The organism is Variovorax boronicumulans, from assembly GCF_009811375.1.
In the GTDB taxonomy this organism is placed as follows: Bacteria; Pseudomonadota; Gammaproteobacteria; order Burkholderiales; family Burkholderiaceae_C; genus Variovorax; species Variovorax boronicumulans.
In genome coordinates, this window is record NZ_BKDH01000001.1 from 3,908,992 (window position 1) to 3,921,642 (window position 12,651).

General features: G+C 70.4%; 8 protein-coding genes. 5 read left to right on the forward strand and 3 right to left on the reverse strand.

Features of this window, described 5'->3' with window-relative positions; all coding sequences use genetic code 11:
• The first annotated feature begins 199 nt into the window (after positions 1-199).
• Entirely contained in the window at positions 200-3,745 is a 3,546-nt protein-coding gene (locus VHAB30_RS17985) for an indolepyruvate ferredoxin oxidoreductase family protein (protein WP_159278010.1), read from the forward strand.
• A 25-nt stretch (positions 3,746-3,770) separates the two neighbouring features.
• Here the strand turns inward: VHAB30_RS17985 and VHAB30_RS17990 are convergent, their stop codons facing one another.
• The gene (locus VHAB30_RS17990) at positions 3,771-5,267 is read right to left on the reverse strand and encodes an HD domain-containing phosphohydrolase (protein WP_235926731.1); all 1,497 of its coding nucleotides are present in this window, start codon (positions 5,265-5,267) and stop codon (positions 3,771-3,773) included.
• A 124-nt stretch (positions 5,268-5,391) separates the two neighbouring features.
• On the opposite strand from VHAB30_RS17990, the gene VHAB30_RS17995 reads away from it, so the two are divergent.
• Positions 5,392-6,006 carry a DUF308 domain-containing protein gene (locus VHAB30_RS17995; RefSeq protein WP_159278011.1) on the forward strand — a complete coding sequence of 205 codons (615 nt, stop codon included), beginning with the start codon at positions 5,392-5,394 and terminating at the stop codon, positions 6,004-6,006.
• Here VHAB30_RS17995 and VHAB30_RS18000 read toward each other — a convergent pair.
• The gene (locus VHAB30_RS18000) at positions 5,975-6,949 is read right to left on the reverse strand and encodes a metallophosphoesterase family protein (protein WP_159278012.1); all 975 of its coding nucleotides are present in this window, start codon (positions 6,947-6,949) and stop codon (positions 5,975-5,977) included. The two genes, VHAB30_RS17995 and VHAB30_RS18000, sit on opposite strands and share 32 nt — an antisense overlap.
• A gap of 97 nt (positions 6,950-7,046) precedes the next feature.
• On the reverse strand, positions 7,047-8,837 hold the full coding sequence (locus VHAB30_RS18005) for a SulP family inorganic anion transporter (protein ID WP_159278013.1): 1,791 nt from the start codon (positions 8,835-8,837) through the stop codon (positions 7,047-7,049).
• Between the two features lie 207 nt (positions 8,838-9,044).
• Here VHAB30_RS18005 and VHAB30_RS18010 point away from each other — a divergent pair, with 207 nt between their 5' ends.
• The 3 genes from VHAB30_RS18010 to VHAB30_RS18020 are packed head-to-tail and all read left to right on the forward strand — an operon-like array spanning position 9,045 to position 12,517.
• Positions 9,045-10,286, forward strand: a complete 1,242-nt coding sequence (locus VHAB30_RS18010) for a 3-methyl-2-oxobutanoate dehydrogenase (2-methylpropanoyl-transferring) subunit alpha (RefSeq protein ID WP_062472232.1) — start codon at positions 9,045-9,047, stop codon at positions 10,284-10,286.
• 5 nt (positions 10,287-10,291) lie between these two features.
• A complete protein-coding gene (locus tag VHAB30_RS18015) occupies positions 10,292-11,305 on the forward strand; it encodes an alpha-ketoacid dehydrogenase subunit beta (protein ID WP_159278014.1) in 1,014 nt (337 codons plus the stop codon).
• Positions 11,306-12,517 carry a dihydrolipoamide acetyltransferase family protein gene (locus tag VHAB30_RS18020; protein WP_159278015.1) on the forward strand — a complete coding sequence of 404 codons (1,212 nt, stop codon included), beginning with the start codon at positions 11,306-11,308 and terminating at the stop codon, positions 12,515-12,517. It abuts the gene before it with no gap.
• Positions 12,518-12,651: the final 134 nt, after the last annotated feature.

The following is a 12,651-nucleotide window of genomic DNA, read 5'->3' on the forward strand; positions in this document are numbered from 1 at the left end:
CCTTTCGGCGAATCGACGGCCGCGGCGACGGATCTTCCGGAATGCGGGTTTCCCCGTCGAAACGAAGAAGCACTTTCGGGCCGGGGTGCGAAAGAATCGTCGCTGTCTCGGCGGCAACCCCGGCGAGGCGTTTCGCGGGCCGGCCCTCTACCGGGGCCACGCCCGCATTCCACGAGTCCTACCCGGAGTCTTTTCTCTCATGGCAACCCACGAACTCGCCAGCGTTGCGCTGGACGACAAATACACGGCCACCGAAGGCCGGATCTACCTGAGCGGCATCCAGGCGCTGGTGCGCCTCATGCTCGTGCAGAAATGGCGCGACCAGCAGGCCGGCCTGAACACCGCGGGCTTTGTCTCGGGCTACCGCGGCTCGCCGCTCGGCGGCCTGGACGAAGCGCTGTGGAAAGCCCAGCCGCAGCTCGAAGCCAACGCCGTCAAATTTTTGCCCGGCGTGAACGAGGAGCTGGCCGCCACCGCCGTGTGGGGCACGCAGCAGGTGCACCTGACCGGCGAGAGCGCGGTCGATGGCGTGTTCGCCATGTGGTACGGCAAGGCGCCCGGCGTGGACCGCTGCGGCGACGTGTTCAAGCACATGAGCCACGCGGGCACGTCGCCCCAGGGCGGCATCCTGCTGGTGGCGGGCGACGACCACGGCGCGTCGTCCTCTACCCTGCCCAACCAGAGCGACCACCTGTTCGCCGCCTCGATGATCCCCATGCTCTACCCGCAGAGCGTGGAGGAGTACATCGAGCTGGGCCTGCACGGCTTTGCGATGTCGCGCTTTGCCGGCCTGCCGGTGGGCTTCAAGGCGCTGGCGGACACGGTGGAGTCGTCGGGCTCGATTGCCGCCGGCGCGCTCGACGTGCACACGCGGCTGCCGAAAGACTTCGTGTTCCCGCCCGGCGGCGTGCACGCGCGGCTGTCGACCGACACGCTCGGCGTACAGGCGCGCAAGCAGGAGGCGCTGATGCAGGACTACAAGATCTACGCCGCCATCGCCTACGCGCGCGAGAACCGCCTGAACCGCGTGACCATCGATTCGCCCCAGGCGCGGCTGGGCATCGTGGCCTCGGGCAAGTCGTACCGCGACGTGCTCGAAGCGCTGGAAGAACTGGGCATCGACGCCGACGAGGCCGCGCGCATCGGCATCCGCCTGTTCAAGGTGTCGATGCCCTGGCCGCTGGAGCCCGACTCGATCCGCGAGTTTGCCGACGGGCTCGAAGAAATCCTGGTGGTCGAGGAGAAACGCCAGATCGTCGAGTACCAGCTCAAGGAGCACCTGTACAACTGGCGCGAGAACGTGCGCCCGCGCGTGATCGGCAAGTTCGATGAGCAGGGCGAATGGGGCGCGCACCCGCGCGGCCAGTGGCTGCTGCCGGCCACGGCCGACTTCTCGGTGGCGCAGGTCGCGCGCGTCATCGCCGGGCGCGTGGCGCGCTTTCACACCAGCGACCGCATCCGCATGCGGCTGGCGATCCTCGACGCGAAGGACGTGGTGCTCGGCAAGGCCGTGGCCACGCCCTCGCGCCCGGCCTGGTACTGCGCGGGCTGCCCGCACAACACCTCGACCAAGGTACCCGAAGGCAGCCTGGCGCTCGCGGGCATCGGCTGCCACGTGATGGCCACGGCCATCTACCCCGAGCACAACCGCACCACCACGCACATGGGCGGCGAAGGCGCGCCGTGGCTGGGGCAGGCGTGGTTCTCCAAGCGCAAGCACGTGTTCGCGAACCTGGGCGACGGCACCTACTACCACTCGGGCTCGCTGGCGATTCGCGCGGCCGTGGCGGCGGGCGTGAACATCACCTACAAGATCCTCTACAACGACGCGGTCGCGATGACGGGCGGCCAGCCGGTCGACGGGCCGATCACCGTGCCGCGCATCGCGCACCAGGTGGCGGCCGAAGGCGTGAAGCGCATCGCGCTGGTGGCCGAAGACCCGACGCGCTGGGCCGAACGCAGCCTGCTGCCGCCCGATCGCGACGGCCTCTTTGCGCTGAGCGTGCACCACCGCGACGACATGGACGCGGTGCAGCGCGAGCTGCGCGGCTTCGAGGGCGTGTCGGTGCTGATCTACGACCAGGTGTGCGCGGCCGAGAAGCGTCGCCGCCGCAAGAAGGGCGAGTTCCCGCCCGCCGCGCGGCGCGTGTTCATCAACGACGCGGTGTGCGAAGGCTGCGGCGACTGCGGCGAGCAGTCGAACTGCACCGCCCTCCTACCGAAGCAAACCGACCTGGGACTGAAGCGCAGCGTGGACCAGAGCGCGTGCAACGCGGACGAGTCGTGCATCAAGGGCTTCTGCCCGAGCTTCGTGACGGTCGAGGGCGTCAAGCCGCGCAAGCACGCGCCCGTGGCCGTGAAGGCCGCCGAAGAGCCCGCCCTGCCCGCTCCCGTGCCGCTCGCGCTCGAAGGCATGCACAACATCCTCATCACCGGCATCGGCGGCACGGGCGTGATCACCATCGGCGCGCTGATCGGCATGGCGGCGCACCTCGAAGGCAAGGGCGTGAGCGTGCTCGACATGACGGGCATGTCGCAGAAGAACGGCTCGGTCACGTCGCACGTGCGCATCGCGCGCGACGCGGCGCAGCTGAAGGCGCAGCGCATTCCCACCGGCGAGGCCGACCTGATCCTGGGCTGCGACATGCTCACGGCCGGCGCGCCCGACGCCATCGCGCGCATGCGGCCGGGCCGCACCTATGCGCTGGTCAACACCTTCGAGCAGCCGACCGGGCACTTCGCGCAGCAGCCCGACTGGCAGTTCCCGGCCGCGCAGGTGCGCGCGCTCATCGAGGAATCGGTCGAAGGCCGCGCCGACTTCATCGACGCCACGCAGCTGGCCACGCGCCTCATGGGCGACGCCATCGCGGCCAACCTGTTCCTGCTGGGCTTCGCGTTCCAGAAGGGGTTCGTGCCGCTGTCGGCGCAGGCGCTCGACAAGGCCATCGAGATCAACGGCGTGGCCGTGAAGGCCAACCAGGCCGCGTTCCGCTGGGGCCGCAAGGCGGCGCTCGACCTCGCGGCGGTCACGCGCCAGGCCGCGCCGGCGCAGGTGGTGTCGCTGCAAAAGCCCCAGAGCTTCGAGGCGTTGGTGGCCGACCGCACCGCGCTCCTCACGGCGTACCAGAACGCCGCCTATGCACGCAGCTACGCGGACCTGGTCGAACGCGTGCGCGAGGCCGAACAGCGCACGCGCGGCAGCACGGTGCTGGCCAAGGCCGTGGCCTCGGGCCTGTTCAAGCTCATGGCCTACAAGGACGAGTACGAGGTGGCGCGCCTGTATGCCGACCCGCGCTTCATGGAAAAGCTCGGCGAGCAGTTCGAAGGCAAGCCGGTGCTGCGCTTTCATCTGGCACCGCCGGTGCTGGGCCGGCGCGATGCCGAAGGCCGCGCGGTCAAGACCAGCTTCGGCCCGTGGATGCTCGGCGCCTTCCGCGTGCTCGCCAAGCTGCGCGGCCTGCGCGGCACGGCGCTCGATCCGTTCGGCCGCACCGCCGAGCGCCGCATGGAGCGCCAGCTCGTCGCCGACTACCGCGCGATGGTCGAAGACCTGCTCGCGCGCTTCGAGCGCATCGACTTCGACACGGCCCTGTCGCTGGCGCGCCTGCCGGAGCAGATCCGCGGCTTCGGGCACGTGAAGGAAGAAAGCATCGTGTCGGCGCGCGTGCGGTGGGAGATGCTGCGCGGACAGCTCGATGCTGTGGCGCCTGCGCGGGCCGCTCGGGCGGAGCCGGTGGCCGCCTAGTCGATGGAGCGGCCGGCGCGGCCCGCTACAGCAGGCCTCTGGCAGAGGCCTTCAGCGTGGCGGCCGCGCGGGTCGAGCAACCGAGCTTGCGGAACACACGCTCGACGTGCGTGCGCACCGTGCTCGCACTGATGCCCAGCGCACGCGCGACCTGCTTCGTGTTGTCGCCCTGGCTGATGCAGCGCAGGACGTCCAGCTCGCGCTGGGACAGCGACGCGTCGTCCTGCGCGGGCACCACGGGCTTCGCAGGCGTGCCCGATAGCGCACAAGCGAGCAGCGCACTGATGACCTCCGCGTCGAAGCGGCCGGCTTCGACGTCCGCCTGCATGCGATCGCGCGCCTGGTCGTCGGTCAGTTCGGATCGCCACGGGCGGCGGGTGCGGTGCGACACCCACTGCTCGGCCGCCGCGACGACCTGCCCTTCGAGCGGCATCGACGCGCCGGAGCGGCCACGGAAGTAGCCGGAGCCATCACGCCGCTCGAAAGCGAACGAGGCGATTTCTGCTTCTACCGTGAGACCGTCGATCTGCCCCGCCGCGCGGGACGTCCAGTACGGCACGAGCCGCAGGCGCTCTATCGACGCGGCCGGCAGCGGCTCGGGCGCATTCCAGATGGCGTTGGGCACCGCGGCCCGCCCGATGCCGTGGATCAGGCCGGCCCGGTGGATGCGATGGCACATCGCTTCGCTCAGGCCCAACTGGGCGCCGCAATCGCGCGCCAGGCGGGCCACGCGCCGCGAGTAGCCCGTCATCCACGGCAGCTTGAGATCGCTCACGTCGCCGACGAGTTCCAGCCCGACGCGCCGGCGCATCGACACCGGCGGATCGGCAGCATCGGTCCACGGCGCGGGCGACGCATCCAGCCGCGTCATCCATGCTGCAGCGTGCGGTGCGCAGGCGTCGACCAGGAAGCCGGGGTAAAGGCTGTCGGCGCGCCCCCGCGCGAGCGTGAGGGCTTCGTCGAGCCCGTAGAGGCGGCTGAAGATTTCCAGATCGCTCGCCAGGGACACGACGTAGGTCGCCAGTGGCACGTCCTCGCCCTGCAGCAGGCCCGGGACGCCGCTGCCGTCGAAGGCCTCGAAGACGGCGCGCAGTGCGGCTTCGGCCTCGGGCCCCAGGCCGAGCATGTTCGCGATGTCGCCGGCAATCTCGCAATGGATCTGGGCCATCGCCACGACGGCCCCGGGGATGGACGCCTGGTGGGGCTGGCGCAGGCGCGGTTGCGCGGAGGCCAGAAGGGCTCGCCGACCCAGCACGTCGTCTTCCAGGAAGTCCGCGAACTCCTGCGCGTTCGCCGTGCAGCCCGACCAGCGCAGCAGCGCCACGTGTTGCGCGACCTCGACCTGCGCCGCGTGGCAGCCGGCCTGTGTCGCGATCATGCCGGCCAGCCAGGCAGTGCGCAGCGAATGGTCGATGGGCTGGCCCATGCTCAGGTCGCCGATGAAGGCGAGCGCGCGGGCCGCGTCGAAAGCGGTGAGGGTGGTGTCTTCGGGCATGGGATCGCGGGGGCGAGCGCACAGCATCGCACAGCCGCCGGTTCGGCGCGTGTCGGTCATTCGACCGATACCGTGGTCCGGGGGAACGCAGAAGAATCGTTGCACCCGCCTCGTGCGAGGCGCCCCCCCTCCTCCTACCCACCCCCCTTCCATGCCCGACATCATCCAACCCCCTCTGCAGCCGGCCGCCTGGCTGCGCAAGCTCTACTTCACCCGCGCGGCCTTTTCCTTCGTGTGGGTCGCGCTGGCCTTCAGCGTCGCCAGGCAGTCGCCGGTGCTGACGACGATCCTGCTGGTCGTCTATCCGGCGTGGGACGCGCTGGCGAACCTGGTGGACGCCCGGATGACGGGCGGCCCCCGGGCCAACCCCAGCCAGATGCTGAACACCTGGATCAGCGCGCTGGTCACCGTGGCCGTTGCGGCCTCGCTGGTGCTCGGGCTCCAGATCGGCCTGGCCATCTTCGGCGTCTGGGCCATCGTGTCGGGCCTGCTGCAGCTGGCGACGGCCGTTCGCCGCCGAAAGAGCCATCGGGGGCAGTGGGTGATGATGCTGAGCGGCGCGCAGTCTGCGCTGGCCGGCGGCCTCTTCGTCGCACGGCAAGGCACCGACGCCCCGGTCCTGCAGACGCTCGCGGGCTATGCGACGGTGGGCGCCGTGTACTTCCTGATTTCCGGCCTCGTGATCCTGCTTCGCAAGCCGCAGGAGCGGCCCGTGAACCCGCTCCCGGCTACGCCTACAGCATCTTCCACTTCTGGCGGTCGATGACGCGGCGGCGCGTGTCCATGTTGAGCTGCGACAGCTCGATCTTCACCTGGTCCTTCGTGATGTCGACCAGCCCCCAGTTGCGCTGCAGCGCGCCGACGGTGACCGCCGTGCGCAGCGCGGCGCCGGAGGACGTGGCTTCGAACAGGCTCCAGGGGCCCGCCGGCCACGGCACGGCGAAGCGGTTCTCGTGCACGTCGCCGCTGAGGATGAGGATGCGGCGCTTCTCCGCGAGCTTGAGGATCGCGGCGTGCTCGGCCGCGCAATCCATCCAGGTCTCGCCGTGGCGGGCTTCGAAGGTGAGACCGCTGGCGATCAGGTGCACGGTCTTCTCGTCCGAGTCTTCGATGGCCTTCTTCAGCCTCTTCATCTGCGCGCTGCCGAGCACCGCCGTCGCGCCGCCCTTGGTCTTGTAGCTGCGGCCGTCGGTGAGGTGCAGCATCACCGGGCCATCCGCATCGCCGACATTGCTCAGCATAACGGGCCGGTAGCCGGGCTCGGCAACGCCCGAAGCCCAGGGATCGCCGGCCTTGGGAAAGGTCTTCGGATCGTGCGAATCCAGCGCCTTGCGGTATTCCTGGAACGCGGCGCGGGTCGGGTCCAGCAGGTGCCGGTAGGAAGGCTGTCCCTCGATCTGCGCACCGCAGGCGCCGTTCCACAGGAAGTCGTGGTCGTCCCAGATCGGATGGATCTGCAGGTCGGTCTTGCGCACGAGCTTGGCGAACTCCTTCTGGTTCAGCTGGTCGCGCAGCCGGCCGAAGGCGTGGACCGCGAAGTCGTTGGCGCCCATGGCCTTGACCGCGCCCATGCTGGAGCCGTCCGCGTCGTAGTAGGCCGAGTCGCCCAGCAGCACCAGGTGCGTGGCGCCGGACGCGCCCACCTGGGTCCAGACAGGTTGTTCTTTGAAGGTCTGGGCACTGAAGCAGGAAGTAAAGGCGATCTTCATCGGGAGGCTCCTCGTTGTGGGTGCGCGGATGCTAGGAGCCGCCTCGAAACGTCGCCTCCCCCATCCATGGGAGGCGCATGCCGCGGGCCGCAAGAGCTCAGCGCCCCTCGTCTTCCCAGTCGACCCACTCCACCGGATGGGTCTTGAGGTACCCGCTGACGGCGGCACCGACGGTCGGAAAGAACGCGGCTTCGCCCAGCCGCGCGAAGAGCCCGAAGCGCTTCAGCTTGTCCTTGACGGGGTCCTTCATCTCGGCAAAGCACAGCTGGATGCCGGCGTCCCGCAAGCTGTCGACCAGCTCGGCCAGCATGTCGGCGGAGGTCACGTCCACGCTGGTGACGGGCTCCGCCGCGACGACCAGCCAGCGCACCGGCGCGGGCGACGACGCCATGGCCTCGCCCACCCGGTCGCGGAACAGCTCGGCATTGGCGAAGAACAGCGGCGCATCCCAGCGAAATAAAACCAGGCCCGGAATGAGGCGCGCGTCGGGATAGCGCGTGATGTCGTGGTAGCCCTTGACGCCGTCGGCACGCCCCAGCACCGCGGAATAGGGGCGCCAGGCATCCCACAGGAATTCGATGACCGCGATCACGATGGCCAGGCCGATGCCCTCGACGGCGCCCAGCACGACCACGCCGACCGTGCAGGCGATCGACAACCAGAACTCCCAACGCTGGATGCGGTAGATCCGCCGCAGGTCGGCAATCTCGATGAGGCCGATGGCCGATGCGATCACGACCGCGGCCAGTGCGCTGGTGGGCAGGTTCTTCAGCAGGTCCGGCGCCGCCACCAGCAGCAGGGCAACGGCCAGCGCGCCGACGACGCCGGTCAGCTGCGTCCTGGCGCCCGCGGCCTCGGCCACCGGGGTGCGCGACGAACTGCTGCTGACGGCAAAGCCCTGGAAAAATCCGGCCGCCAGGTTGGCGGCGCCCAGCGCCACCATCTCCTGGTTCGGGTCGACGTGGGTGCGGGTGCGCGCCGCATAGACACGGGAGAGCACGCTGGTGTCGGCGAACGAGACGAGCGCGACGGCGCAGCCGCCGATCAGCACGGGGCCGATGTCCGCAGCCGTGATCCACGGAATGCCGAACGCCGGCAGGCCTTGCGGGAGGGCACCGAGCACCGGCACCCCCTCGCGTGTCGCCAGGCCCAGCACGCCGACGGCCACGGTCGCGCCCACCACGGCGATCAGGATGCCCGGCACGCGCCGGCGGCCCTTGAGCAGCAGGATGACCGCCAGGGTGCCCGCGCCGACCATGAGCGTGGTCGCGTGGGTCTTGCCCTCCATCACCGACACGGCAATGGCCTTCAGGGTCGCCAGCGGTGCGTCGCCCTCGACCGAAAAACCCAGCAGCCTGGGCAGCTGGCTGATCAGCACGGTCAACGCGATGCCGTTCATGTAGCCGTAGCGGATCGGCTTGGAAAGAAGCTCGGTGACGAAGCCCAGGCGCGCGACGCCCGCGAGGATGCACACCGCGCCCGACACGATCGCCATCAGGCCCGCCAGGGCGATGGCGCGCTGCGGGTCGCCGCCCGACAGCGGAAGGACGACGGCCAGGATGAGGGCCGCCAGCGAGGAATCCGGGCCCAGCACCAGGATCCGGCTGGGGCCGAACACGGCGTACGCGAGCAGCGCGACGATGGTCGCGTAGAGGCCGTGGATGCCAGGGACGCCCGACGCCTGCGCGTAGGCAATGCCGACGGGCACCAGCATCGTGGTCAGCACCAGCCCGGCCACGATGTCGTGCCGCAGCCAGGCCAGTTCGTACCTGCGCAGCGTGCGCAGCCCCGGCAGCCAGCGGCGCCATCCGGCCGCATCGGCGGCCTTCGCCCGCGGCGCACTGCGGCCGGGTTCGGAAAGAGGAGGTGGAGGTTCCAGGTCGTTCATGCGCCGCGGGCCACAGGGTGGACGGACAGTGCAGAGGCACGCCGGGAAAGGCAAGGGGGAAGACACGGGTGCCGGCGCGGGCCGCGCGCCCCTCCCCGCCCCTGCGCCTAGGGCGCCCGCGAAACACGCACTTGACCGGCTGCGCCCGTGCCCGAAATTCGCTAGGCTGTGGTGGCGCGCGATGCCATCGAGCGCGGAGACAACGCGATGAGCCAAGGCACATCTCTTCGTCTGCATGTACCGGAGCCCACCGGGCGGCCGGGGCACGAGACCGATTTCTCCTACCTGCACCTGTCGCGTGCCGGCGAGGTGCGAAAACCTCCGGTCGACGCATCGCCGGCCGACACCAGCGACCTGGCCTACACGCTGGTGCGCGTGCTCGACGACGACGGCCGCGCCGTCGGCCCGTGGGCGCCGCCGGCCGACCCCGAGCTGCTGCGCCGCGGCCTGCGCGCGATGATGAAGACACGCGCCTTCGACGCCCGCATGCTGATCGCGCAGCGGCAGAAGAAGATCTCCTTCTACATGCAGTGCCTGGGCGAAGAGGCCATCGCCACCGGCCACGCGCTGGTGCTGCAGCAGGGCGACATGTGCTTTCCCACCTACCGCCAGCAGGGCCTGCTGCTGGCGCGCGACGACGTGACGCTGCTGGAGCTGACCTGCGAGCTGATGTCCAACGAGCGCGACCCGCTCAAGGGGCGGCAGCTGCCGGTGTGCTATTCGATGAAGCGGGCCGGCTTCTTCTCGATCTCGGGCAACCTGGCCACGCAGTTCATCCAGGCGGTGGGCTGGGGCATGGCCTCGGCGATCAAGGGCGACACGCGCATCGCCTCGGGCTGGATCGGCGACGGCGCCACCGCCGAGTCCGACTTCCACACGGCGCTGACCTTCGCGCACGTCTACCGCGCGCCGGTGATCCTCAACGTGGTCAACAACCAGTGGGCGATCTCCACCTTCCAGGCCATCGCCGGCGGCGAGGCCACCACCTTCGCGGCGCGCGGCGTGGGCTGCGGCATCGCGTCGCTGCGCGTCGACGGCAACGACTTCCTTGCGGTGCTGGCGGCCTCGCGCTGGGCGGCCGAGCGCGCCCGCAGCAACCTGGGGCCGACGCTGATCGAGTGGGTCACCTACCGCGCCGGCGCGCATTCGACCTCGGACGACCCGTCGCGCTACCGCCCGGCCGACGACTGGGCGCATTTCCCGCTGGGCGATCCGATCGCGCGCCTGGCGCAGCACCTGACGGCGATCGGCGCCTGGTCGCAGCAGGAGCACGCGCAGACGCAGGCCGACATGCAGGCGCAGGTGAACACCGCGGTGAAGGAAGCCGAGCGCTTCGGCTCCATGGCCGACGGGCATGTCGCGGGCGACGCCGCCCTGTTCGAGGACGTCTACAAGGACATGCCCGAACACCTGAAGCGCCAGCGCGAACAGCTGGCGTCCGAGGGGTGACGGCCATGGCCTCGATGACGATGATCCAGGCCCTGCGCTCTGCCATGGACGTGATGCTCGAGCGCGACGACAACGTGATCGTCTACGGCCAGGACGTGGGCTACTTCGGCGGCGTGTTCCGCTGCACCGAAGGCCTGCAGGCCAAGTACGGCCGCTCGCGCGTGTTCGATGCGCCGATCAACGAGGGCGGCATCGTCGGCTCGGCCATCGGCATGGGCGCCTACGGCCTGCGCCCGGTGGTGGAGGTGCAGTTCGCCGACTACGTCTATCCGGCCTACGACCAGATCGTGTCGGAGGCGGCGCGCCTGCGCTACCGCTCGGCGGGCGATTTCACCGCGCCGATCACCATCCGCATGCCCTGCGGCGGCGGCATCTACGGCGGCCAGACGCACAGCCAGAGCCCGGAGGCGCTGTTCACGCACGTGTGCGGGCTGCGCACGGTGATGCCCTCCAATCCGCGCGATGCCAAGGGCCTCTTGATCGCTTCGATCGAGAACGACGACCCGGTCATCTTCCTGGAGCCCAAGCGGCTGTACAACGGCCCCTTCGACGGCCACCACGACCGGCCGCTGGTGCCCTGGTCGGCCCATCCGCTGGGCGAGGTGCCCGAGGGCTACTACACGGTGCCGCTGGAGTCGGCGACGGTGTTCCGCCCCGGCGCCGACCTGACGGTGATCAGCTACGGCACCATGGTCTTCGTCTGCGAAGCGGCCGCGCGCGAGACCGGCATCGACGCCGAGATCATCGACCTGCGCAGCCTGTGGCCGCTGGACCTGCAGACGCTGATCGCCTCGGTGAAGAAGACGGGCCGCTGCGTGATCGTGCACGAGGCCACGCGCACCAGCGGCTTCGGCGCCGAGCTGACGGCGCTGGTGCAGGAGCATTGCTTCCACCACCTGGAAGCACCGATCGGGCGCGTGGCCGGCTGGGACACGCCCTACCCGCATGCGCAGGAGTGGGCCTACTTCCCCGGTCCGGCGCGCGTCGGCGCGGCCTTGCGCCGCGCCATGGAGAACTGAATGGGCACGCTCACGATCAAGGTGCCGGACCTGGGCGAAGGCATCGCCGAGGTGGAGCTGGTGGCGTGGCGCGTGCAGCCCGGCGACACGGTGGCCGAAGACCAGGTGCTGGCCGACGTGATGACCGACAAGGCCACCGTGGAGATTCCCTCGCCGGTCGCGGGCCGGGTGGTCGCGCTCGGCGGCGAGGTGGGGCAGCAGATCGCGGTGGGCGCGGCGCTGATCCGGATCGATGTGGCGGACGGCGGCGAGACGCGAGAGGAGGCGCCGGTCGTATCGACGCCGGCGCCTGCTGCGGTGCCTGCACCGGCACCGGCCGAACGCGCGCGCCCCTTGGGCGGCAAGCCGCTCGCCGCGCCCGCGGTGCGCCATCGGGCGTCGGTCCTCGGCATCGATCTGCGGCAGGTGCCGGGCAGCAGCGCGGACGGCCGCATCCTGCACGAGGACCTCGACGCCTGGCTGCTGCGCCGGCCCGGTCCGCCGGCGCCGGATGCCGCGCGCTACGCCGAACGCAACGACGAGGAGGCCGTGCCCGTGACCGGCGTGCGCCGCCGCATCGCGCAGCGCATGCAGGACGCGATGCGCCGCATTCCGCACTTCACCTACGTCGAGGAGGTCGACGTGACCGAGCTGGAGTTGCTGCGCGCCCGCATCAACGAACGCTGGGGCGGCGAGCGGGCGCACCTGACGCTGCTGCCGCTGCTGGTGCGCGCGGTGGTGCTGGCGGTGCCGCGCTTCCCGCAGATCAATGCCCGCTTCGACGACGAGGCGGGCGTGCTCACGCGCCACGGCGCGGTGCACGTCGGCATCGCCACCCAGACCGCGGCCGGCCTCATGGTGCCGGTGCTGCGCCATGCGGAGGCCCGCGACCTCTGGTCGAGCGCGACCGAGATCGCCCGCCTGGCCGACGCCGCGCGCGCGGGCCGGGCCACGCGCGACGAACTGAGCGGCTCGACCCTCACCGTCACCAGCCTGGGCGCGCTGGGCGGCATCGCGTCCACGCCGATCATCAACGCGCCCGAGGTGGCGATCGTCGGCGTCAACCGCATCGTGCAGCGCCCGGTGATGCTGGGCGGCGCGGTGGTCGCGCGCCGCATGATGAACCTGTCCTCCTCCTTCGACCACCGCGTGGTCGACGGCCAGCTGGCGGCCGAATTCGTGCAGGCCGTGCGGGCGTCGCTCGAGTGCCCGGCGCTGCTTTTTGTCGAGTAGCTGCCGGCCATGTGCACGGCATGCGGCATGAACCGGCGTCTGCGCAGTGCGCCGGCCTCATCGGCCCGCCCGGCCGGCTAGGGAAAATCGCTAGACCAAAAAGCACCGAAGTATCAATTCGGACAAGTCGACGC

Coding starts and splice junctions, on each gene's coding strand:
- VHAB30_RS18015 (WP_159278014.1), top strand. CDS start 10,292: ATGGCCTCGATGACGATGATCCAGGCCCTGCGCTCTGCCATGGACGTG.
- VHAB30_RS17995 (WP_159278011.1), top strand. CDS start 5,392: ATGCCCGACATCATCCAACCCCCTCTGCAGCCGGCCGCCTGGCTGCGC.
- VHAB30_RS17985 (WP_159278010.1), top strand. CDS start 200: ATGGCAACCCACGAACTCGCCAGCGTTGCGCTGGACGACAAATACACG.
- VHAB30_RS18010 (WP_062472232.1), top strand. CDS start 9,045: ATGAGCCAAGGCACATCTCTTCGTCTGCATGTACCGGAGCCCACCGGG.
- VHAB30_RS18005 (WP_159278013.1), bottom strand. CDS start 8,837: ATGAACGACCTGGAACCTCCACCTCCTCTTTCCGAACCCGGCCGCAGT.
- VHAB30_RS18020 (WP_159278015.1), top strand. CDS start 11,306: ATGGGCACGCTCACGATCAAGGTGCCGGACCTGGGCGAAGGCATCGCC.
- VHAB30_RS18000 (WP_159278012.1), bottom strand. CDS start 6,949: ATGAAGATCGCCTTTACTTCCTGCTTCAGTGCCCAGACCTTCAAAGAA.
- VHAB30_RS17990 (WP_235926731.1), bottom strand. CDS start 5,267: ATGCTGTGCGCTCGCCCCCGCGATCCCATGCCCGAAGACACCACCCTC.